This window comes from Allobosea sp. CCNWLY174 (genome assembly GCF_037120455.1).
Lineage (GTDB): Bacteria > Pseudomonadota > Alphaproteobacteria > Rhizobiales > Beijerinckiaceae > Allobosea > Allobosea lupini.
Genome location: NZ_JBBBBQ010000007.1, coordinates 105734 through 128635, shown reverse-complemented (window position 1 = coordinate 128635; position 22902 = coordinate 105734). Strand labels below are relative to the sequence as shown.

The following is a 22902-nucleotide window of genomic DNA, read 5'->3' as shown; positions in this document are numbered from 1 at the left end:
GCGGGAATCCGGCTAAAGAAAGCTCTGCGGATCGACGTCGACCGCGACCCTGACCGAGCCCTTCGGTCGCGGCGCCCGCTTCAGCCAGGCGCGCAGGTAGTCCTGCAGGTTGATCTCGCGCGCCGTCCTGACGATCAGCCGCATCCGGTGGCGCCCGCGCAGGATGGCGAGCGGCGCTTCCGCCGGTCCCAGCACGGCGACGCCGGCCGGCGCCTCGGCGCAGCGGGCCAGCGCCCGCGCATGGGTCTCGGCCTCGCCTTGCGAATTCGCCGAGACGATCAGTCCGGCGAGCCGGCCGAAGGGCGGCAGGCCGGCAGCCTCGCGCGCCGCCGTCTCCGCTGCGTAGAAGCGTTCCGGATCGCCCGAGATCAGCGCTTTCAGCACGGGATGGTTGGGGTCGTGGGTCTGCAGCAGCGCCCGCCCCGGCTTCTCGCCGCGCCCGGCCCGGCCGGTGACCTGCCTGAGCACCTGAAAGGTGCGTTCGGCCGCGCGCGGATCGCCCGAGGTCAGGCCGAGATCGGCATCGATCACCCCGACCAGCGTCATCCCCGGGAAGTTGTGGCCCTTGGCGACGAGCTGCGTGCCGATGACGATGTCGAACTCGCCCTCCGCCACCGCCATCAGCTCCTGCTTCAGGCGCTCGGTTCCCCCTGGAAAATCGCTGGACAGCACGATCGAGCGCGCCTGCGGGAACAGCGTCGCGACCTCCTCGGCGAGGCGCTCGACGCCCGGCCCGCAGGCGACGAGGCTTTCGGGCTGATGACAGGCCGGGCATTCATGCGGCCGGCGCTCGACATGGCCGCAATGATGGCAGACCAGCGCCCGCCGGAAGCGATGGTCGACCAGCCAGGCCGAGCAGTTCGGACACTGGAAGCGGTGACCGCAATCGCGGCACAGCGTCAGCGGCGCATAGCCGCGCCGGTTGAGGAAGAGCAACGACTGCTCCTTCGCCTCGAGATTAGTCTCGACCGCCTTGATCAGTTGCGACGAGAGCCAGCGCCCGCGCTCCGGCTTGTCCCTGCGCAGGTCGACCAGACCAAGGGTCGGCAGTTCGCGGCCGCCAAAGCGCTCGGGCAATTTGAGATGGAGATAGCGGCCGCGTTCGGCGTTGACCCGTGTCTCCAGCGATGGCGTCGCCGAGGCCAGCACCACCGGCGCATTCTCGATGCGCCCACGCACCACCGCCATGTCGCGGGCGTGGTAGGCGACGCCGTCCTCCTGCTTGTAGGCGGCCTCGTGCTCCTCGTCGATGACGATAAGGCCGAGGTCCCGGTAGGGCAGGAACAGCGCCGAGCGCGCGCCTGCCACCACCAGCGCCTCGCCCCTGGCGATCGCCGCCTGCAGGCGCTCGCGCCGGCGGCCGCTCACGCCCGAATGCCACAGGCCCGGCCGGACACCGAAACGCGCCTCGAACCGGTCGATGAACTGCGCGGTGAGCGCGATCTCCGGCATCAGGATGACGCTCTGACGCCCGAGCCGGATCGCCTCGGCGACGGCCTCGAAATAGACCTCGGTCTTGCCGGAGCCGGTGACGCCCTCGAGCAGCGCGACCTGCCAGGCCTGCTTGCGCACGAGCTCGGCGAGCGCATCGCCGACCGCGCGCTGGTCGTCGGAGAGCTGCGGCCTGGCGTGATCGGGGTCCGGCCTGGCCGCGATCGCCTCCTGCGGCAGCGGCTCGACCGAGAAGGTGCCGGCATCGACGAGGGAATCGATCACCGCTGTGCTGACCGAGGCGGCCTCGGCCAGCGCCGATTTGCCGATCAGGAGCCCGCCCTCAGCGGCGGCGATGGCGCGCGCTCTTGCTGGTGTCATCCGCGCCGGCGGAGCACCGACCAACCTGACACCGAGCTTCGGCCGCTCCGGCGTATCGTCGGGTGGGCGGCGCAGCGCCAGCGCCAGCACCGAGCCCTTGGCGGCGAGCGTATACCAGGCGACCCAGTCGACCAGCTTGCGCAAGGCCGGATCGAGCGGCGGCATGTCGAGCTTGCCGACGACCTTCTTCAGATTGCTGCCGCGGCCCGAACCGGCCTCCCAAACCACGCCCACCGTCTCGCGCGGCCCGAGCGGCACCTGCACGACATCGCCCGGCACGAGCGTGAGCCCCGGCGGCACGGCATAGCTATAGGCCTGGTCGAGGCCGAGCGGGATCAGCACCTCGACCGTGCCGCCACCGCCCTGCCCTTCGTCAAGCGCATCGTCCATGCGCCCGTCTCTAGCACTGATTCGCGGCGCTGACCGGCAGCAGTCGCCGCCGGTTATCGTTTCACGCCGCCGCCGGCTGGCGCCGGCCGAAGGGCAGCGCCTTCCAGAGCATCGCACCCCAGAGCAGCATGGTCAGCACGCCGAGCGTGCCGGCGATAGGCCGATCGAGGAAGCCGATGAACGAGCCGTTTGCCTTGATCATCGAGCTCATGAAGTTCTGCTCCAGCATCTCGCCGAGCACGAGGCCGAGGATCAACGGCGCGACCGGGATGCCATGTTCCTCGAGCAGCCAGCCGAACAGGCCCATCACCACCATCAGCACGACGCCGTAGAGCGAGTTGGTCATGGCGAAGGAGCCGACCATGCAGAAGATCAGGATGATCGGCAGCAGGATATTGCGCGGCACCCGCAGGATCTGCTTGGCCGACTTGATCGCGGCCCAGCCGAGCGGGAACATCAGCAGGTTGGCGAGGATGAAGATGATGAAGACGGCGTAGATCAGTTCCGGCGTCTGCAGGAAGACGGTCGGCCCCGGATTCATGCCCTTCATGTAGAGCACGCCGATAACGATCGCAGTGATCGAGTCGCCGGGGATGCCGAAGACCAGCGCCGGAATCCAGGCGCCGCCGAGCGCAGAATTGTTGGCCGAGGTCGAATCGACGATGCCCTCGATATGACCGGTGCCGAACTTCTCCGGCTCCTTGGAGAGCTTCTTTGAAACGGCATAGGAGACCCACGCCGCAATGTCGGCGCCGGCGCCGGGCAAGGCGCCGATCACCGTGCCGATGACCGAGCCGCGGATGAAGTTCTTCCAATACTTGCGCGTCACGGCACCGAGGCCGGTGAACATGTTGCCGACGGTCTGCTGCACCATCATGCCGGCCTTTTCCATGGTCACGGCTCCGCGGAGCAGCTCCGAGACCGCGAACATACCGATCAAGGTCGGGATGAAGTTGATGCCGGAAAGCAGGTCGACATTGCCGAAGGTGAAGCGCGGCTGGCCGGCGGCCGGGTCGATGCCGATGCAGCCGATGGCGAGACCGATGAACAGCGAGAGCAAGCCCTTGAGTGGATCGCCAGTGCCGATGAAGACCGCGCAGGTCAGGCCGAGGCAGGCGAGCCAGAAATACTCGAAGGAGGAGAAGTTGATCGCGACCTCCGCCAGGACCGGCGCGAGCACGATCAGGATGATGACGCCGAAGATGCCGCCAAGCACGGAAAACACGAGATTGACGCCCATGCACAGGTCGAGCTGACCCTTCTTGGTCATCTCGTAGCTTTCGTCGGCATAGGCCGCCGAGGCGGGCGTGCCCGGCATGCGCAGCATCGCGGCCGGGATGTCGCCGGCGAAGATCGCCATGGCAGTGGCCGTGACGATGGCGCCTAGCGCCGGCACCGGCGACATGAAGAAGGTAACCGGCACCAGGAGCGCCGTCGCCATCGTGGCGGTCAGGCCCGGCATCGCCCCGACGAACATGCCGAAGACGGCCGAGCCCATGATCACGGCCAGCACATAAGGGTCGAAGACCAGCCCGAAGGCGGTTGCGATCGCGTTCATTGCCGGCTCCTCAAAGGACGCTGTCGAGGACGCCGCGCGGCAGCGGAACGCGCATCAGCGACGAGAAGAACCAGTACACCAGCCCGGTCATGACGACGGCGACCACGACCGCCGTGATCGGCCTGACGCCGAACCAGAGGAACAGCACGAGCTGGACCAGGAGAGCGCAGGGGATGAAGCCGAGCGGCTCCGAGGCCAGGACATAGAACGCCATCGCCCCGAGCATCAGCGCGAAGGACGCAACGCGGCGTGGCTCGCCGGTCCACTCGTCGAGGGCGAGCCAACGCCCTCCGGCCGCGCGCTCGCGCAAGCCACGGACGATCAGGAGCGCCGAGCAGCCGATAATGCCTGCGCCGAGAATGCGCGGGAACAGGCTCGGACCGTATTGCTGGCCGGGAAACGCGGAAAACGAAAAGGTCATCGCGATCATTGCAGCGGCGATCAGGATGAAGACGAAGCCGACTGCGGCATCGTTGAAGCGCATGGGATTCAACCTTCCTGAGCGGCAGGGCCGTGGCTGGGCGCTCTGGTCACGGACCGGAGAAGACGAAAAGGCGGCGACGCACCGCGCCGCCGCCTTCGGTGCTGCGATACGTCAGGAGGCCTTCTTGGCGAGCCCGCCAGCGGCAAGCGCGACGCCCATCTGCTTGTCGCTCTCGGCCATGAACTTGCCGAAATCCGGCCCGTCCTTGTAGACCATCGCGAAGCCGCGAGAGTTCATGAAGTCGGTGTATTCCTTCGACTCGTAGATCTTCTTCAGCTCTTCGCGCATGACCTTCTGGACGTTCTCGGGCAGGCCCTTCGGTCCGCCGATTCCGCGCCAGGAACCCACTTCGGCGTCGATGCCGAGCGTCTCCTGCATGGTGGGAACGTCCTTGAACTGAGGGTTACGCTCGGGCGCCATGATCGCAAGCGAGCGGGCACGGCCGGCGTCCAGCATGGCGCGCGCCTCCGGTACCGAGCAGGTCACGAGGTCGATGCCGCCGGCGGCGAGGTCCTGCATGGCCGGGGCGGCACCGTTCGAAGGCGCCCAGGAGACATGGTCGGGCTTCAACTTCATGCCGAGCATCCACTGGATCAGCGCGAGATGCCAGATGCCGCCCTGGCCGGTGCCCGACGCCTTGAGCTTGCCGGCCGGAGCCGCCTTGATCGCTTCGGCGAGGGCCTTGATGTCCTTGTAAGGCGAGTCGGCCTTGACCTGCACACCCGCAGGGTCCGAGTTCATCTGAGCCAGGGGCGTGTAGTCAGCGAAGGTCAGCTGCGTCAGACCCTGATGGTGCATCATCGCGATCTCGGAGGTGATGATGCCCAGCGTGTAGCCGTCCGGCGCCCCTGTCGCGATCGCCGAGTGTCCGACGACGCCCGAGCCGCCGGTCCGGTTGACGACGTTGAAGGGCTGGCCGAGGCTCTTCTCGAGCAGGCCGCCGACGATGCGTACGACCGCGTCGGTGCCGCCGCCCGCGCCCCAGGGACAAATCATCTGGACCGGCCGCGTCGGCCATTTCGCCTGGCCGATCGCCGGGCGTGCGATCAATCCCGTTGCGCCGGCCGCTGCCGCGCCAGCCAGGACCGAACGTCTGCTGATTCTGCTCATCTCAATGTCCTCCCGTTCAATCGATTTAAATTTTGAAAGCTTCTTCGCCTTAGGCGCGGCCTTCTTGATGGTCTCGCTATCAGAGCCGATTGCCGCTCGCGAGGCAACAGTCTTTGTATGCTGTATGCACGATCACACCGACAGGTTCAGAGCCCGCAGGCAACCGGCACGACGCTCTTGCCCGCAGCCTCGGCGATGGCGCCCGTGCTTAGCTCGCTGGTCGCTGCAGCTGCCGCCGGCCTGGCATCGGCCTTCTCCAGCATCGCCCTGAGCTGCGCGACCCCCGCGATGGCGTAGTTGCGCTGCGGTGCGACCCCTGCGATCAGGGCCTTGTCGGAGGGATTGGCAGTGATCACCCCCGCAAGCCGGCCCTGCCGGTCGAAGATCGGGCTGCCGGCGCCACCGGGCTGCAGGGGCGCGAGCACCGCGTCGCTCGTCACCTCTCCGGGCAGCGCAACCGCGGTGCGCGCGGCGGCGGTTCCGTCATAGGCCAGCACGACGACCGCCTCTTTCGCGGCGGGCGCGGCATCGCGCAGCCCAGGCGCGGCACCTGTCGCCAGTCCGGGCACATCGAGCAGCGCAAGCCCGCTCGCCTGATCCTGCACACGCAGCTTCGCCGGGCGCGTACCGACCTTGAGGCCCTTGCAGGGATCGACGGCGGCACGCGCCGTCAGCACCAGCTCCTTGCCGACGACGAGACCGACGCCGAAGCGCTCGGTCGCCGGCTGGGCCGGAGTGGTCGCCACAGCAGGCGCGCCGGGAGCCGCCGGCGTCGGCGCCGGCCCCGGCGCTGCACCGCTCGGGAACGGCTCGAAGCTGTCGGCGATGGCGGTCACGACCTTGTCGAAGGTCGCGGAGACCCCCTTGTCGTAGCCGACCGAGAAACCGCGCAGGCCCGAAGGCCCCAAAGCTTGCCGCCTGAAGAACTTTCCGGTCGGCGTCTCGCCGGCGACGACGAAGAAGGTGGGCTGCAGCAGCTTGTAGGTGACCTTGCGCTGGATGTTCGGGTTGACGGCGATGGCGCGCCCGAAGATCGCCTGCAGCGGCTCGGTTGCGGGGCCGGCGCTGACGTCGAGCGTGATCTTGCCGTCGGCGCTCTGCCAACGGCTGCCGCCGGCGGCCGTCGCCTCGTGCTTGGGCAGCAGCTTTTGCGGGATGCCGATGCGCACGCCGGTCGGCTGGTCGGTAATCACGGCGAAGCCTGCCGCATCGCGCGCCGTCCTGGCGAGGCGCGCCAGCTCCTGCCGCTCGGCCGGCGTCAATTGCCCATTCGGCTCGCCGCGCCCGGCCTTGAAGCTGTTGACGGCACGGAAGGTCAGCGCCCCGAAATTGCCGGTTGCGGCGCTGTTGAGATGCCCGGTCCAGATCAGATCGGCCTGGATCGCCTTGCGCTCCGCTTCGGGCAGCGCGGAAAAGCTCTGCGTTGCCGCAGCCAGGCGCGGATCGGCCGGCTGCTGTGCCTGCGCAGCACCGAGGCAGGCGAGCATGCCGGCGATACCGATCCAAGAGGAAACCTTGAGCACGACCTTCTCCTCATCCAGACCGCGCCGCGACGCGGCGCCATTCAGCGTCAGCCTCGTTGCGGAGGCAAGAGGCGAGAAGGGCTCAACTGATCGCAAGCCGAGTTGCGCCCGACGCGCCCGGTGCTAGCTTCGCGCAGCGCAACGTGATGACCCGTCATCGCGTCGCCGCCTGCCGCGGCCAGTATCCTGCCGCCCGCCTTTTCGGAGACCGAGCCATGCGCCATCTCGTCCGTCTCGCCCTCCTGCTCGGCCTGACTGTCGCCGCCGGACCCGCTTTCGCTCAGAAGGCCTATGTCCGGCCCGATCTCGCCAGCGACGGGCAGCGCCTGGAAGAGCGATTGAAGCGCGAGGTCTCGGTCGGCCAACGCCCCTTCGCCACCCTGCTGCGCGACGGCACCGCCGCTCTCTCCCGCGGCGATGCCCGCGCAGCGTTGCCGCTCGCCAATGCCGCAGCGGTCGCCGATCCCGCCAATCCCGGCGGCTGGCGCCTGATGGCGCAGGCGGCGAGCGGCATCGAGCCGCGCGATTATCGGGAGCGCTACGAATTGCGCGAGCGCGCGATCAGCGCCGCCTATCTCGCCTATCAGCGCTCGACCTCGCGCCCGGATGAGGCCTCCTCGCTCGGCGTGCTCGCCCGCGTCTTCGAGAAGCACGAGCTCTGGCGCCCGGCGCTGACGACCTATCGGCTCAGCCTCGATCTTTCCGACAACGCCTCGCTGCGCACCGATTACGAGGCGCTGCGGGCCCAGCGCGGCTTCCGTCTTCTCTCAAACAAGGTCGATTCCGACGCGGCGAGCCCACGCGCCTGCTTCGAGTTCTCCGAACCGCTCTCGCGCGGCCGCGTCGACTTCGCGCCTTACGTCGCCATCACCGGCAAGGGTGATTTCGCCGTCAGCGGCGAAGAGCGCCAGCTCTGCGTCGACGGCCTGCGCCATGGCGAGCGCTATGGCTTCGTCATCCGCCAGGGCGTGCCCTCGGCCATCCCCGACGAGAAGCTGCTGAAATCGGCCGATTACGAGGTCTATGTCCGCGATCGCGCCCCGTCCGTGCGCTTCACCGGCAAGAATTACGTCCTGCCGCGCACCGGCCAGCAGGGCGTGCCGGTCGTCTCGGTCAATGCCGATAGCCTCGATCTCGAAGTGATGCGCATCGGCGACCGCAACCTGATCGGCTCGGTCCATTCCGACGACTTCCTGAGCCAGCTCGGCAGCTACAACGCCAGCCAGATCGCCTCGGACAAGGGCGCGAGCGTCTGGAAGGGCACGATGGCGGTGAGGTCCGAGCTCAACAAGGACGTCACCACCGCCTTCCCGGTGCTGGAAGCGGTCGGCCGGCTGCAGCCTGGCGTCTACGTCATGTTCGCCAAGCCGACCGGCAGCACGCGAACTGCAAGCTCCTCCGACAGCGATGGCGACTATGACGACGGCACGACCCGCGCGACGCAATGGTTCGTCGTCTCCGATCTCGGCCTGACGTCCTTCTCCGGGCCTGATGGCGTGCATGTGCTGGTGCGCTCGCTCGCCGACGCCGCGCCCGTCGCCAATGCGGAACTGCGCCTGATTGCCAAGAACAACGAGGTGCTGGCGACCGTCCGCTCCGATCGCGACGGCTATGCCCGCTTCGACGCGGCCCTCGGCAAGGGACAGGGCGGCAACGCGCCCGGCCTCGTCACCGCCAGCGTCGGTGAGGATTACGGTTTCCTCGACCTGAAGCAGACCGCCTTCGACCTGTCGGATCGCGGCGTGAAGGGCCGCGTCGCTCCGACGGGGCTCGACGCCTTCCTCTATACCGAGCGCGGCGTCTACCGCTCGGGCGAAACCGTCTACCTGACGACGCTGCTGCGCGACGCCAAGGGCGCCGCCGTCTCCGGCCTGCCGCTGACGCTCGTCGTCAGGCGGCCGGACGGCGTCGAGTACCGCCGCCGCCAGGTCGAGGACCAGGGTGCCGGCGGGCGAGCGCATTCGATCCCGCTGATCTCCGGTGCCCAGACCGGCACCTGGCGCGTCCAGGCCTATTCCGACCCGAAGGGCGCCGCGATCGGCGAGGTCTCCTTCCTGGTCGAGGATTATGTCCCCGAGCGGCTGGAATTGACCCTCGCACCGAAGAAGCAGGTGCTGCAGGCCGGCGAGCCGGCCGAGATCGACGTCAACGCCCGCTATCTCTACGGCGCGCCCGGCTCCGATCTCGACGTCACCGGCTCGATGACCGTGCGCTCGGCGGCCCAGACCGCGATCCCCGGCTTCTCCGGCTACGAGGTCGGCCTGACCGACGAGGCCTTCGAGCCGCAGCAGAGCGAGTTCGAGGACGCCGCCAGGACCGGCGCCGACGGCAAGGTCACGATCGCCAATCCAGTCGCCCAGCCCGAGACCAACCGCCCGCTCGAAGTCGAACTGACCGTGCGTGTCGGCGAGCCCGGCGGGCGCGCCATCGCCCGCTCCATCACCCTGCCGATCGTGCCGAAGGGCGCCGCCATCGGCGTGCGCAAGGCCTTCAAGGAGGGCGAGCTCGGCAACGGCCAGACCGCGACCTTCGACGTGATCATGGCCCAGGGCGACGGGCGCCGCATCGCCCGCCAGGGCGTCAAATGGACGCTGTCCAAGGTCAGCCGCAACTATCAGTGGTTCTACCAGGACGGCCGCTGGAACTATGAGGGCGTGAAGACGACCCGCCGCGTCGCCGATGGCGAGATCGCCGTCGCCGAGAATGCGCCGGCCCGCATCGCCGCTCCGGTGCAGTGGGGCAATTACCGGCTCGACGTCAGCGCCGACGGCGCCGAAGCGACCGAAACCAGCGTTTCCTTCACTGTCGGCTACGAGACCGACAAGACTGCCGACCAGCCCGATGTGCTCGACGTCGCCCTCGACAAGCCGTCCTACGCCAATGGCGAGAGCATGCAGGTGCGCCTGACGCCGCGCTTCGCCGGCAAGGCGACGCTCGCAGTAATGAGCGACCGCGTCGCCGAGATCCGCACCGTCGACGTGCCCGCCAACGGCACGACCGTGACCATCCCCGCCAAGTCGGACTGGGGTGCCAGCGCCTATCTCGTCGTGCTCGCCCATCGCCCGATGGATACCGCTGCGCAGCGCATGCCCGGCCGCGCCATCGGCCTCGCCTGGTTCAGCGTCGGCAAGGACGAACGCAACCTCGCGATCGACCTCGGGGCACCCAACTTGGTGCGCCCGCTCTCGACCTTGTCGCTCCCCGTCAAGGTCACCGGCGCGAAAGCAGGCGAAGACGCCTTCATCACCGTCGCTGCGGTCGATATCGGCATCCTCAACCTTACCCGCTTCGAGAACCCCGATCCGAGCAAGTACTTCTTCGGCCAGCGCCAGCTCGGCCATGAATTGCGCGATCTCTACGGCTATCTGATCGACGGCATGCAGGGCGCGCGTGGTGCGATCCGCTCCGGCGGCGACGCCGCCCCGCAGCTCAATGGCGAGGCGCCGACGCAGGAGCCGCTTGCGCGCTATTCCGGCGTGGTCAAGCTCGGCCCCGACGGCACCGCCAAGGTCGACTTCGAACTGCCGGCCTTCAACGGCTCGGTCCGCGTCATGGCCGTGGCCTGGAGTGCCGGCCGCACCGGCCAGGCCAGCGCCGACGTCTTCGTGCGCGACCAGATCGTGGCGCAGGCGACGCTGCCGCGCTTCCTGGCGCTCGGCGACCAGTCGCGCTTCCACCTGCAGATCGACAATGTCGAGGGTCCCGCCGGCTCCTATCTCGTCGATCTCGACGTCAAGGGCCCGGTCGTCGTCGCCGCCGATGCGACCCGCCGCAGCATGACCCTGGCGGCCGGCGCCAAGAGCTCGCTGACGATTCCCGTGACTGCCGCCGGGCTTGGGCGGGCCTCGTTCGACGTCAAGGTCACCGGCCCGAACGGCATCGGCACGGTGCAGAACCTCGCCGTGCGCGTGCAGCCCTCGACCCAGACGATCGCGCGCCGGATCGTGCGCCCGATTCCGGGCGGCGGCTCGCTCACCGTCTCCGCCGATTTGATGGCCGATCTCGTGCCGGATTCCGGCGCGGTCTCCGTCTCGGTCTCGCCGGTCGCGGCGCTCGACGTCGCAGCGGTGCTGAAGGCGCTCGACCGCTACCCCTATGGCTGCACCGAGCAGACGATCAGCCGGGCGCTGCCGCTGCTCGTCGTGAACCGGCTCGCCTCGATGGAGCAGCTGGCGCTCGACGGCAATGCCGACGAGCGCGTGACCGCCGCAATCGAACGCGTGCTCGCACGCCAGGGCAATAACGGCTCCTTCGGCCTCTGGGGTGTCGGCGGCGAGGATCTCTGGCTCGACGCCTTCGTCACCGACTTCCTGACCCGCGCTCGCGAGCGCCAGTTCGCGGTGCCGCCGACGGCGTTCAACATGGCGCTCGACCGCCTGCGCAACCAGGTCGTCAACACCAGCGAGATCAACAAGGAGGAGGCGGCCGGCATCGCCTATGCCCTCTACGTGCTCGCCCGCAACGGCCGCCCGGTGATGGGCGATCTGCGCTATCTCGCCGACAACAAGCTCGGCGATTTCGGCTCCCCCCTCGCCCGCGCCCAGATCGGCGCCGCGCTCTCCCTGCTCGGCGATCGCACCCGCGGCCGGGCCGCCTTCACCAGCGCACTGGGAACGCTGCAGCAGGCGAGCGATGACGGCCTCTCGCGCCCCGACTACGGCTCGCGGCTGCGCGACAGTGCCGGCATCCTGACCCTGATCGCCGAGAGCAATGGCGAGCGTGCCGATCTCTCCCGTGCTGCCGACGTCGTACAGAGCGCGCGCCAGAATGCGCGCTATACCTCGACGCAGGAGAACATGTGGATGGCGATGGCGGCCGCGGCGATGGCCAAGGACGCCGAGGGTCTGTCGCTGACCGTCGACGGCACCGAGCGCAAGGGCGCCTTCTACCGCACGATCCCGCAGGCCTCGCTGGAGGCCAAGCCCGTGGTGATCGGCAATCCCGGCACCGCCTCCGCCAATGCCGTGATCACCGTCTCGGGCATCCCGGCGACACCGGAGCCGGCGCTCAACCAGGGCTTCGGGCTGGAGCGCACGCTCTTCACCATGAAGGGCGAGCGGGTCGATCCCGCGCGCCTGCGCCAGAACGAGCGCTATGTCGTCGCGCTCAAGGTGACCGAGCCAGCGGCGCGCTATGGCCGGCTGCTGCTGGTCGATCCCGTCCCGGCCGGCCTCGAGATCGAGAACGCCAAGCTGACCGAAGGCGCCTCGGTCGAGGGTCTCAACTGGCTGAAGCAGGAGGTCTCGCCCGTGCATACCGAGGCGCGCGACGACCGATTTGTCGCCGCCTTCGAGCGCAGCGGCGGCAAGAACGACCCGCTGGGCTACACGGTCGCCTATATCGCCCGGGCCGTCTCGCCCGGCCGCTATGTCGCGCCGGCGGCAGTGATCGAGGATATGTACCGACCGGATCGCTTCGGGCGGACGGGGTTCGGCACGATTGAGATCTCGTCGGCGAGGTGATCTCGTGAAGCCGGGGCCGGACGAGCGAAACGCCTCTTCCTTCTCCTCTCGGGGGAGAAGGTGGCAGCGCGGAGCGCTGACGGATGAGGGAAGTCAGGCGCAAGCTGACAACTGCCTCACCCAGTCGCGCGGCCCTCATCCGTCTGCTTCGCAGCCACCTTCTCCCCCGAGGGGAGAAGGGAAGAGCGTCTGGCCGCGCCGTCTTGCCTATGCCGGCCTCGGCGTCGGTGCGCTGGCCGCGGCCACCGCCGCCTCCCTCTTCTGGTACGCCTCCACCCTGCCCCCGATCGATTTTGCCGCCGCCCGCGACCGCTCGACCGTGGTGCTCGACCGCGAGGGCAAGCTGCTGCGCCCCTTCGTCACCGCGGACGGGCGCTGGAAGCTGCCGGTCGGCGCCGATGACGTCGATCCGCGCTACCTTTCCATGCTCAAGGCCTTCGAGGACAAGCGCTTCGATCAGCATGCCGGCATCGACTCGCTCGGCGCCTTGCGCGCCGCGGGGCAGATGCTGGCGAATGGCCGCATCGTCTCCGGCGGCTCGACTCTGACCATGCAGGTCGCCCGCCTGCTCGAACCGCGCCAAGAGCGCTCGCTCGCAGCCAAGCTCAGGCAGGCGGTGCGCGCAATCGAGCTGGAGCGGCGCTTCAGCAAGATGCAGATTCTCGACCTCTACCTGACGCTCGCTCCCTTCGGCGGCAATCTCGAGGGCGTGCGCGCCGCGAGCTTCGCCTATTTCGGCAAGGAGCCGAAGCGGCTCTCGACCGCGGAAGCCGCATTGCTGGTCGCCCTGCCGCAATCGCCGGAGACGCGCCGGCCCGACCGTTTCCCGGAGATTGCGCGCAAGGCCCGCGAGCGTGTGTTAGCCCGCGTCGAGGCGGCCGGGCTCGCGACCGCTGACGAGGTTGCCGCCGCACGCGAAGAGCCGGTGCCGACCGCGCGAAAGCCCTTCCCGAACCTCGCACCGCACACCGCCGAACAGGTCGTCGCCGAGGCCCCGGAGCAGCGCAGCCAGCGCCTCACCATCGATGCCCGCTGGCAGGCGAGCCTGGAGCAGCTCGCCCGCGAGCGCGCCATCGGCCAGGGCCCGCAGCTCTCGATCGCCATCCTGATCGCCGATAACGAGACCGGCGAGATCCGCGCCTCGGTCGGCGGCGTCGATTACTTCGACGCCGGGCGCGCCGGCTCGCTCGACCTGACGCAGGCGCTGCGCTCCCCCGGCTCTGCGCTGAAGCCCTTCATCTATGCGCTCGCGTTCGACAACGGCCTCGCCCATCCCGAGACCATGCTGGAGGACCGGCCGACCCGCTACGGCCTCTACGTTCCCGAGAATTTCGACCTCGGCTTCCAGGGCATGGTCAGCGCCCGCAAGGCGCTGCAGCTCTCGCTCAACCTGCCGGCGGTGGAACTGCTATCGGCAGTCGGCCCGCAGCGCTTCCTGTCGCGCCTGAAGGATACCGGCGCGGCGATCGCCATGCCGAGGGATGGCGGCGCACCCGGCCTCGCCATCGGCCTCGGCGGCCTCGGCATCACCCTCTCCGACCTGACCCGGCTCTATGTCGGCCTCGCCCGCGGCGGCGAAGTCGTGCCGCTGCATGTAAAGTCGGCGGGCGGCGTGATCGAGCCGCCCTTGCGTCTCGTCGAGCCGGTCGCCGCCTGGTATGTCGCCGATACGCTGCTCGGCGCGCCGCCGCCGCTCAATGCGCCGCCCGGCCGGATCGCCTACAAGACCGGCACCTCCTACGGCTATCGCGACGCCTGGGCCGTCGGCTTCGACCGCAAACACACGATCGGCGTCTGGGTCGGCCGGCCCGACAATGGCGCGGTGCCCGGCCTGGTCGGGCGCGTCGTCGCGGCTCCGATCCTGTTCGACGCCTTCGCCCGCATCGGCCTCGATCCGCGGCCCTTCGAACAGCCACCGGGGACAATCTCGGCCAGCAGCGCGACCCTGCCGCCGCCGCTCCGGCATCTGCGCCAGGATGTGCCGAAGACGGTCGCGGCGCTGGCGACGCCCGGCCTCAAGCTCGCCTTCCCGCCCGAGGGCGCGAAGATCGATCTCGCTGCCTCCGGGGTCGATGGCGCTCCGCAGCTCAATCTCAAGGTCACCGGCGGCATCGCCCCCTTCACCTGGCTGGTCGACGGCGCGCCGGTGATCGCGGCGGTGAAGCGACGCGAGGCCGCCTGGCAGCCGCCCGGCAGGGGCTTCGTGCGCATCTCGGTGATCGATGCCGCAGGCGCCAGCGAGAGCGTTTCGGTCAGGCTGCAATAAACTGAGGTTGCTCAGGAGAAACGAGTCGTCGCGGGCGACCGGAGGGAGACCCGGGACCCGTTCCGGAACCTCTTTCGGATAGGCTCGGGAATGGATCCCGGATCTCCGCTGCGCTCCGTCCGGGATGACAAGGTTTTTCGATCCTTGGAACGAAGTTCAGCGTCACTCGATCTTGACGCCGCTCGCCTTGATGATCGGCGCCCAACGCTCGATCTCGGCGCCGACGAAGGAACGTAGCCCAGCCGGCTCCTGCAATTCAGCCGAGGGGATCTCGGCGCCGAGTTCGTTGAGCTTGGCCTTGACCGTCGCATCGGCAAGCGCCGCCTTCAGCGCTCCGTTCAGCTTGGCGACGACCGGCGCAGGCGTGTCCTTGGGCGCGAACATCGCGTTCCAGACCTCGACCTTGAAGCCGGGCACGCCGGCTTCCGTGCTGGTCGGCACATCCGGCAGCGCCGTCGCACGGGCAGCCGAGGCGACGGCCAGCGTCTTGATCGTGCCGGCGCGATGCTGCGGGGCGACGTTCACCGCCTGGTCGCAGAGATAGTCGACCTGGCCGGCGACGAGATCGTTCATCGCCGGGCCGGTGCCGCGATAGGGCACGCCATTGGGTTTCACCCCGACGACCGTGTTGAAGAGCAGGCAGGTGGTGTGGCTGACCGAGCCCACGCCGGCATGGGCGTTGCTCGCCGCCTTCTCGTTCGCCTTCACCCAGGCGACAAACTCGGCGAGCGTGCCGCTCGGATGGGTCTTGCGGACGGTCAGGAAGATCGGGTTGGTGTTGACCAGCCCGACCGGGGCGAAGTCTTCGACCGGCCGGTATTTCAGGTTCGGGTTGAGCGAGACGGCGGCGGCATGCGTGCCGGTATGACCAATCAGGATGACATGGCCGTCGGCGGGCGAGGCCATCAGGCGCTGCCCGGCGAGCGTGCCGGCGGCGCCGACCGCGTTCTCGATGATCACCGGCTGGCCGAGCGTGCGGCTCATATGCTCGCCGACCAGGCGCCCGACCACGTCGGTCGGCCCGCCGGCCGCGAACGGGATCAGCATGGTGACCGGCTTGCTCGGGAAGGTCTGCGCCTGCGCGGTGGGAATAGAAGTCGCCATGCAGGCGGCGAACACCGCCTTGAGCCAGAAACCGATCCTCATGCGTTCCTCCCGTTGATGTCACGGGCGGTCGCCTGAGTTCTCGCTCATTGGGCACCGCCGCCGCGACGGTTAGCGTCGGGCGGCGGCGAAAGCGAATAGACGTTTCCGCTAAGGGCTATCCGGATATCCTCTACCCGGATCGCCGATCATTCCGCCGGCTGTGGATGCGCCTCGGCAGCCGCATGGCGCGAGCCGTGCTTGCCGCGCGCCATGTAGCTGTAGGCGACCGGCACGACATAGAGCGTGAGCAGCGTGCCGAAGGTCATGCCGCCGACGATGACCCAGCCGATCTGCGAGCGGCTCTCGGCGCCGGCGCCTTCCGCCAAGGCCAGCGGCACGGCGCCGAGCACCATCGCGCCGGTCGTCATCAGGATCGGGCGCAGACGCAGCTCCGCCGCCTCGACCAGGGCTTCGACGAGCTCGCGGCCCTCCTCGCGCAGCTGGTTGGTGAATTCGAGGATCAGGATGCCGTGCTTGGTGATCAGCCCGACCAGCGTGATCAGGCCGATCTGGCTATAGACGTTGAGCGTGCCGCCGGAGAAATAGAGCGCCGCGAGCGCACCGGTGAGCGAGAGGGGCACGGAGACCATGATCACGACCGGATCGACGAAGCTCTCGAACTGGGCCGCCAGCACCAGATAGATGAAGCCGAGCGCCAGCAGGAAGACCAGCAGGATCGAGGAACCCGACTGCTTGAACTCGCGGCTCTGCCCGGAATAGTCGGTCTGGAACGAGGCCGGGAGGACCTTCGCCGCGCCTTGCTCCAGCACGCTCAGCGCATCGCCAAGCGAATAGCCCGCGCCCGGCACCGCCGTGATCGTCGCCGAGCGCAGCTGGTTGAAGCGGATCAGTTCCTTGGGGGCGACGTTCTCCTCGACCTGGACCAGGCTGGAGAGCTGCACGACCTGGCCGCCACGGCCGATCAGGTAGATCGACTGCAGGGCCTGGGGCGTGTTGCGATCCTCGCCCGCGACCTGCAGCATCACGTCGTACTGCTTGCTGTTCATGTTGAAGCGCGTGACCTGGCGCCCGCCGAGCAGCGTCTCCATGGTGCGCCCGATCACATCGACGCCGACGCCGAGATCGGCGGCGCGCTGGCGGTCGATAGAGACCTTGATCTGCGGCTTGTCGAGGATGAGGTTGCTTTCGATATTGGTCAGCGCCGGATTGCCTTGCACCTCGGCGATCAGGCGGTCGACGTTCGCCTTGATCTCGGCATAGCTGTCCGACGAGCGCAGCACGAACTCGACCGGCTTGCTGTTGGCGCCACCCTGCCCGAGCGAGGGCGGATTGGTCGCGAACAGGCGGATGCCGGGAATCTGCGACAGCCCCTTGTTGATCTCGGCGACCAGATTCTGCTGCTTGCGCTGGCGCTCTTCCCAGGGCTTCAGGCGCGCAAAGGCGATCGCCCGCGTCACGTCGGGGAAGCCGACGATGACGAGATAGCTGTCGACCTCCTGGATCTTGCTGAAATAGTCCTCGACCCGCCGGGCATAATCGGCGGTGAAGGCCATGGTGGCGCCTTCGGGCGCGACGCCGATCGCAGTGATGGTGCCGCGATCCTCGACCGGCGCCAGCTCGGAGCGGAGGTTGGTGAAGAAGAAATAGCTGCCGCCGGCGACGCCGAGCGCCAGCAGCACGATCAGCGGCCGGATCCTCAGCGCAAAGCGCAGCGAGCGGCGATAGCCGCTCGACAGCGCCTCGAAGAAGCGTTCCAGGGCGTTGTAGAGGAAGTTGTGCTTGTTCTCGTGGCGGAGCAACTTGGCGCACATCATCGGGGTCAGCGTCAGCGCGACGAAGCCGGAGACGAGCACGGCGCCGGCGAGCGTCAGCGCGAACTCGACGAAAAGCTTGCCGGTGCGCCCGGTCGAGAACGCCATCGGCGCGTAGACCGCGACCAGCGTCAGCGTCATTGCGACGACGGCGAAGGCGATCTCGTTGATGCCCTTGATCGCGGCCTTGGTCGGCTCAACCCCCTCCTCGATATGACGGTGGACGTTCTCGAGCACGACGATGGCGTCGTCGACGACGAGGCCGATGGCGAGCACCATCGACAGCAGGGTCAGCGTGTTGACCGTGAAGCCCATCGCATACATCAGCGCGAAGGCGCCGATCAGCGACACCGGAATGGTGACGAGCGGGATCAGCGTCGCCCTGAGCGAGCGCAGGAACAGGAAGATGATCAGCACGACGAGGACGACCGCCTCGCCGATCGTCGAATAGACCGCCTTGATCGAGCGGTCGATGAAGATCGAGGTGTCGTAGGAGGTCGCGATCGACATGCCGTCGGGCAGGTCCTCGCGAATGCCCGGCAGCGCCGCGACGACGCCGGCGGAGACGTCGAGCGGATTGGCCGTCGCCTGCTTGACGATGCCGATCGTCACCGAAGGCTGGCCGCCGAACCAGGCCGCGTTGCGCTCCTCGCGCGCGCCGAGCTCGACCTTGGCGAGATCACGCAGCTTGACCGGGAAGCCGCTGGCGTCCTTGACCGTGATCTCGCGGAACTGCTCCGGCGTGATCAGGCTGGTCTGCGAGAGCACGGTGAATTCGCGGTCGTTGCTCTCGATCCGGCCGGACGGGATCTCGACGTTCTGGGCACGCAGCGCCGCCTCGATCTCCTGCACGGTGATGGCATAGGCGGCCATGCGGGCGCGATCGAGCCAGATGCGCATGGCGAACTGGCGCTGGCCGAGGATGCGGACTTCGGCGACGCCGGTGATGTTCTGGACCCGGTCGGAGATGAAGCGGTCGGCAAAGTCGGTCAGTTCCAGCGGCGAATGCCGCTTGCTGGTCAGCGACAGATACATCACCGGCTGGGCGTCGGCCTCGACCTTGGCGATGATCGGCTCGTCGATCTCGTCGGGCATGCGGCCCCGCACGCGGCTGACGCGGTCGCGAACGTCGGAGGCCGCGACGTCGGGATCGACGTCCGGGCGGAAGCGCACCGAGATCTGGCTGCGCTCCTGGCGGCTGGTCGAGTTGATGATCTCGATGCCTTCGATGCCGGCGATCGAGTTCTCCAGGATCTGCGTGACCTGCGTCTCGATGATCTCGGCGCTGGCGCCGCGATAGGTCGTCTGCACCGAGACGATCGGCTCGTCGATGTTCGGATACTCGCGCACCGTCAGGCGCGTATAGGAGACGAAGCCGATCAGGACGACGAGCAGGCTGAGGACGGTCGAGAGGACCGGCCGGCGGACGAAGAGCTCGAACAGGCTCATTGCTGCGCGACGCCTGGCGGCACGGCACCCGGCAGCGCGCTGGTCTGGACCGAAGCCTTCTCCTTGATCGCAACGGTCGAGCCATCGCGCAGGCGCATCTGGCCGGCGGTGACGATCTGCTGGCCGGCTTTCAGCCCCTTCACCACCTCGACCTTGCCGAGCAGGCGCTTGCCGAGCTCGACCGGCATGCGCCGCGCCTTGCCGCCCTCGACGACGAAGACCGCCTTGCCGACGCCATCAGGCACCACGGCGGTCTCCGGCACGAGCAGGGCATTGTCGCGCTTGTCGACCACCACTGTGACGCGGGCGAACAGGCCGGGCTTCAGCACGAGGTCGGCATTGGGGATGCTGGCGCGCAGCTTCACGGCGCGGCCATTGACGTCGACCACGGGGTCGATCGCGAAGACCTGGCCGGTGAACGGCCGGTCAGGCACCGCATCCACCTTGAGCTGGATCGGCTGGCCCACCTTGACCTGGGTCAGGAAGATCTCGGGCACGCGGAAATCGACCTTGATCGGGTCGATGTTGGTCAGCGTGATCAACTGCTTGCCGACCGAGACGAAATCGCCGATGCCGACCGAGCGCAGACCGACGACACCGGTGAACGGCGCCTTGATCGTCGCCAGAGCGAGCTTGGCCTGGACGAGCTGGATCTTCGCTTCCTGAGAGGCGAGCTGCGCCGTCGCCTGCTCCAGCGCGACCTGCGTGCCGGAGCCGCGCTGCACCAGCGAGCGATTGCGGTCATAGGTGTCGCGGGCGAGCGAGAGATCGGCCTGGGCCTGCTTCAGCTCGGCGTCGAGCATGGCGGTGTCGAGCATCACCAGCTTCTGGTCCTTGGCGACCTTCTCGCCCTCCTTGAAGCCGAGCGCGACCACGCGGCCAGCCATTTCGGGAGCGATCACCACGGATTCGTCGGCGGCGAGCGTGCCGAGCGCCTCGACCTCCTCATTGACCGAAGAGAGCTCGATCGCGCCGACCTCGACCGGCACGGCCGCAGCCTGCCCGGGGGCCGTCGCTTGCGCCTGCACCTGCTGGCCGCTGCCCTTGAAGTGGTTGCGGTAGCCGTAATATCCGCCGCCCGCCAGCCCGGCGATCAGGATAAGGAGGAGAAAACGCTTCATCAGGCTGGACGCTCCGGGAGTACGGACATATTCTAGACTGGACGGTCTAGTTTGATAAGCACCCTTTAAGGGCGGAAGCGTGACGGAATGATCAATGCACGGACGCGGTAGCGCCACCGCTGCAGAAGCAAGACCGATGCCGGCCGAAAAATCACGGCCGGATAAACATGACGCGATCACTAGGGCCGCGTCGGAGACGTTCCTGGCCGAGGGCTTCGATCGCGCCAGCCTCGATCAGATCGCCCAGCGCGCCGGCGTCTCCAAGCAGACCATCTACAGCCATTTCGCCGACAAGCAGGCGCTGTTCCTGGCGATCTGCACTGAACTCACTGAAAAATTGACGATTCCGCTGCGCAGACCGGCCAGCGAGACCGGCGATCTGCGCTCCACCTTGCTGCGTCTCGGCGAGGATGCGCTGGCGATGATGCTGCATCCGGCCTCGCTCGATTTGCATCGCCTGATCGTCGGAGCCGCCGCCCGCTTTCCCGAACTGGGACAGGCTGCGTACGAGGCTGGGGCAGGCCGCATGATCACGGACCTCTCCGCCTTGCTCGCGCAGTGTTCACGATCGGGTGATGGCCTGCCTCGGCCCTTGGCCGACGAGGAGGCCGACAGGCTCGCCGAGCAGTTCATCGGCATGCTGCGCGGCTTCCATCAGGTCCGCGGCCTGTTCGGCATCGCGCACGCGGCCGACGCCGAGCGCAAGGCTTATGTCGCCGCCTGCGTCGACTTGCTGCTGCGCGCGGGCTGACAGTCCACCTTCTCCCGCGAGTGCGGGCGATATGGTTGACGGTCGATGACCGGCCTTCCACCTCGGCCGTCCCGGAATGCACCTCCTGTCACGGCGCTGTCATCTGCCGCCGATACCGCATCATCCCGCAATCGCGGGAGAGTGTCGATGCTGCGTATCGAGGGTCTGACCAAGCGTTTCGGCGGCAAGGCCGCCGTCGACAACGTCACCCTGTCGATTCCGCGCGGCGAGATGGTCGGCATCATCGGCCGCTCGGGCGCCGGCAAGTCGACGCTGCTGCGCATGCTGAACCGCCTCGCCGACGCCAGCGAGGGCCGCATCCTCAGCGAGGACCGCGACGTCACCGCCCTGCGCGGTGCGGCGCTCCGCGCCTGGCGGCGCGACACGGCGATGATCTTCCAGCAGTTCAACCTGGTCGGTCGCCTCGACGTGCTGACCAATGTCCTGCTCGGCCGCCTGAACCATCGCTCGGCCGCGCTGACACTGGTCAAGAGCTTCTCGCAGGACGACAAGGTCCGTGCCATCGCCGCGCTCGAACGGCTCGACATGGGCCATCTGCTCGCGCAGCGGGCCGAGACCCTGTCCGGCGGCCAGCAGCAGCGCGTCGCCATCGCCCGCGCGCTGGTGCAGGAGCCCAAGATCATCCTGGCCGACGAGCCGATCGCCTCGCTCGACCCGCGCAACACCCAGGTCGTCATGGACGCGCTGTTCCGCATCAATCGCGAGGACGGCATCACCGTGGTCTGCAACCTCCACCACCTCGACATCGCCGCGAAGTACTGTGACCGGCTGATCGGCATGGCCGCCGGCAAGGTCGTGTTCGACGGCCCGCCGCACGCGCTCACCAGCGAGCTCGCCGCCGAGCTCTACGGCATCGAGGCCAAGGATGCCGGTGCCGAGGCACTCGATGCGCTCGACGCCATCGCCAGCCAGGAAGCCAAGCGCGCCAAGCAGAACGCCGCCTGAGACAGCCGGCGGCGTGCCTGCGGGCCTGCCCTTACGCCTGACTTTTCACCACCGCGTTTTCCAAAGGAGCACCATCATGCTGACCCGTCGTCATACCTTCACACTCGCCGCGGCCGGCCTTGCCGCGACGCTCGCCGGCCCGGCCTTCGCGCAGGACTGGAAGGCGAAGTATCCCGAGCTCGTCTTCGCCATCATCCCCTCCGAGAACGCCTCGGGCGTGGTCGAGCGCTACACCCCCTTCGTGAACTATCTCGCCAAGGAGCTCGGCACCAAAGTCACGCTGCGCATCGCCAACGACTACGCCGCGATCATCGAAGGCCAGCGCGCCGGCAACATCCATATCGGCATGTACGGCCCGGCCTCCTTCGCCCGCGCGCTGATGACCGGCGCCAAGGTCGACGCCTTCGCGATCGAGACCAATATCGACGGCACCAAGGGCTACTACTCGGTCTTCTACGTGAAGAAGGACTCGCCCTATCAGAAGATCGAGGATCTCAAGGGCAAGAATCTCGGCCTCGTCGACCCGAACTCGACCTCGGGCAACAACGTGCCGCGCTTCGCGCTCGACGGCATGAAGATCGAGCCGGAGAGCTTCTTCGGCAAGGTCGTCTACACCGGCAGCCACGAGAACGCGATCATCGCCCTGCAACAGGGCACCGTCGACATCGCCGCGAACTGGTGGAACGACGAGCAGGAATCGAACCTGCTGCGCATGGACCGCAAGAAGATGGTCAAGGCGGACGACTTCCGGATCATCTACAAGTCCGAGCAGATCGTGAACTCGCCGATGGCCTATCTCTCCGAGCTGCCGACCGAGCTCAAGGCCAAGATCCGCGACGCGGTGCTGAACCTCGCCACCAAGGACAAGGCCGCCTTCGACAAGATCTATGAAGGCAAGCAGGGCCCGCTCGTCGCCGTCGACAACAAGGCCTACGACCCGATCATCGAGCTGAACAAGTTCGTCGACGCGCTCCGCAAGAAGAAGTCTTCGTAAGCATGCGCTCCCTCCCCTCTCCCGGATGAGAGAGGGGCCGGGGGTGAGGGACCGCCCTCACCGCATTATTCCCAACACTGGGGCGGCCGCGCCGCGCT

General features: G+C 68.0%; 13 protein-coding genes. 5 read left to right on the top strand and 8 right to left on the bottom strand.

Features of this window, described 5'->3' with window-relative positions:
- Positions 1 to 12: 12 nt before the first annotated feature.
- The 5 genes from V7S63_RS19980 to V7S63_RS19960 all read right to left on the bottom strand — a co-directional run bounded on the left by V7S63_RS19980 (position 13) and on the right by V7S63_RS19960 (position 6877).
- Entirely contained in the window at positions 13 to 2202 is a 2190-nt protein-coding gene (locus V7S63_RS19980; RefSeq protein WP_336531487.1) for a primosomal protein N', read from the bottom strand.
- A 61-nt stretch (positions 2203 to 2263) separates the two neighbouring features.
- Entirely contained in the window at positions 2264 to 3760 is a 1497-nt protein-coding gene (locus tag V7S63_RS19975) for a tripartite tricarboxylate transporter permease (RefSeq protein ID WP_091832813.1), read from the bottom strand.
- A 10-nt stretch (positions 3761 to 3770) separates the two neighbouring features.
- Positions 3771 to 4244 carry a tripartite tricarboxylate transporter TctB family protein gene (locus V7S63_RS19970; protein ID WP_091832810.1) on the bottom strand — a complete coding sequence of 158 codons (474 nt, stop codon included), beginning with the start codon at positions 4242 to 4244 and terminating at the stop codon, positions 3771 to 3773.
- 111 nt (positions 4245 to 4355) lie between these two features.
- Positions 4356 to 5354: a tripartite tricarboxylate transporter substrate binding protein gene (locus tag V7S63_RS19965; RefSeq protein ID WP_091832807.1), complete on the bottom strand. Its 999-nt coding sequence runs from the start codon at positions 5352 to 5354 to the stop codon at positions 4356 to 4358.
- Positions 5355 to 5500: 146 nt separating this feature from the next.
- Positions 5501 to 6877, bottom strand: coding sequence for a trypsin-like peptidase domain-containing protein (locus V7S63_RS19960; protein ID WP_336531486.1), 1377 nt, complete (start codon positions 6875 to 6877; stop codon positions 5501 to 5503).
- 215 nt (positions 6878 to 7092) lie between these two features.
- Between V7S63_RS19960 and V7S63_RS19955 the strand changes: the two genes are divergently transcribed.
- A complete protein-coding gene (locus tag V7S63_RS19955; protein WP_336531485.1) occupies positions 7093 to 12339 on the top strand; it encodes an alpha-2-macroglobulin family protein in 5247 nt (1748 codons plus the stop codon).
- Between the two features lie 76 nt (positions 12340 to 12415).
- Positions 12416 to 14605: a penicillin-binding protein 1C gene (pbpC, locus tag V7S63_RS19950; protein ID WP_442896490.1), complete on the top strand. Its 2190-nt coding sequence runs from the start codon at positions 12416 to 12418 to the stop codon at positions 14603 to 14605.
- A 162-nt stretch (positions 14606 to 14767) separates the two neighbouring features.
- Here the strand turns inward: pbpC and V7S63_RS19945 are convergent, their stop codons facing one another.
- The 3 genes from V7S63_RS19945 to V7S63_RS19935 all read right to left on the bottom strand — a co-directional run bounded on the left by V7S63_RS19945 (position 14768) and on the right by V7S63_RS19935 (position 20093).
- Positions 14768 to 15751 carry a tripartite tricarboxylate transporter substrate-binding protein gene (locus tag V7S63_RS19945; RefSeq protein ID WP_336531484.1) on the bottom strand — a complete coding sequence of 328 codons (984 nt, stop codon included), beginning with the start codon at positions 15749 to 15751 and terminating at the stop codon, positions 14768 to 14770.
- A 146-nt stretch (positions 15752 to 15897) separates the two neighbouring features.
- Entirely contained in the window at positions 15898 to 18972 is a 3075-nt protein-coding gene (locus V7S63_RS19940) for an efflux RND transporter permease subunit (RefSeq protein ID WP_336531483.1), read from the bottom strand.
- Entirely contained in the window at positions 18969 to 20093 is a 1125-nt protein-coding gene (locus V7S63_RS19935; RefSeq protein WP_091832792.1) for an efflux RND transporter periplasmic adaptor subunit, read from the bottom strand. Before V7S63_RS19935 ends, V7S63_RS19940 begins: the two co-directional genes overlap by 4 nt.
- A gap of 136 nt (positions 20094 to 20229) precedes the next feature.
- Between V7S63_RS19935 and V7S63_RS19930 the strand changes: the two genes are divergently transcribed.
- The 3 genes from V7S63_RS19930 to phnD all read left to right on the top strand — a co-directional run bounded on the left by V7S63_RS19930 (position 20230) and on the right by phnD (position 22804).
- Positions 20230 to 20844 carry a TetR/AcrR family transcriptional regulator gene (locus V7S63_RS19930; RefSeq protein WP_336531482.1) on the top strand — a complete coding sequence of 205 codons (615 nt, stop codon included), beginning with the start codon at positions 20230 to 20232 and terminating at the stop codon, positions 20842 to 20844.
- Positions 20845 to 20991: 147 nt separating this feature from the next.
- Entirely contained in the window at positions 20992 to 21810 is an 819-nt protein-coding gene (phnC, locus tag V7S63_RS19925) for a phosphonate ABC transporter ATP-binding protein (protein ID WP_336531481.1), read from the top strand.
- Positions 21811 to 21886: 76 nt separating this feature from the next.
- Positions 21887 to 22804 (top strand): phosphonate ABC transporter substrate-binding protein, encoded by a 918-nt coding sequence (gene phnD / locus V7S63_RS19920; RefSeq protein ID WP_336531480.1) that lies wholly within the window; start codon positions 21887 to 21889, stop codon positions 22802 to 22804.
- Positions 22805 to 22902: the final 98 nt, after the last annotated feature.

What these genes read in the sequence shown, in the direction of transcription:
- V7S63_RS19955 (WP_336531485.1), top strand. Translation starts at nt 7,093, where the DNA reads ATGCGCCATCTCGTCCGTCTCGCCCTCCTGCTCGGCCTGACTGTCGCC.
- phnD (WP_336531480.1), top strand. Translation starts at nt 21,887, where the DNA reads ATGCTGACCCGTCGTCATACCTTCACACTCGCCGCGGCCGGCCTTGCC.
- V7S63_RS19980 (WP_336531487.1), bottom strand. Translation starts at nt 2,202, where the DNA reads ATGGACGATGCGCTTGACGAAGGGCAGGGCGGTGGCGGCACGGTCGAG.
- V7S63_RS19965 (WP_091832807.1), bottom strand. Translation starts at nt 5,354, where the DNA reads ATGAGCAGAATCAGCAGACGTTCGGTCCTGGCTGGCGCGGCAGCGGCC.
- V7S63_RS19935 (WP_091832792.1), bottom strand. Translation starts at nt 20,093, where the DNA reads ATGAAGCGTTTTCTCCTCCTTATCCTGATCGCCGGGCTGGCGGGCGGC.
- V7S63_RS19940 (WP_336531483.1), bottom strand. Translation starts at nt 18,972, where the DNA reads ATGAGCCTGTTCGAGCTCTTCGTCCGCCGGCCGGTCCTCTCGACCGTC.
- V7S63_RS19975 (WP_091832813.1), bottom strand. Translation starts at nt 3,760, where the DNA reads ATGAACGCGATCGCAACCGCCTTCGGGCTGGTCTTCGACCCTTATGTG.
- V7S63_RS19930 (WP_336531482.1), top strand. Translation starts at nt 20,230, where the DNA reads ATGCCGGCCGAAAAATCACGGCCGGATAAACATGACGCGATCACTAGG.
- V7S63_RS19970 (WP_091832810.1), bottom strand. Translation starts at nt 4,244, where the DNA reads ATGCGCTTCAACGATGCCGCAGTCGGCTTCGTCTTCATCCTGATCGCC.
- phnC (WP_336531481.1), top strand. Translation starts at nt 20,992, where the DNA reads ATGCTGCGTATCGAGGGTCTGACCAAGCGTTTCGGCGGCAAGGCCGCC.
- V7S63_RS19945 (WP_336531484.1), bottom strand. Translation starts at nt 15,751, where the DNA reads ATGAGGATCGGTTTCTGGCTCAAGGCGGTGTTCGCCGCCTGCATGGCG.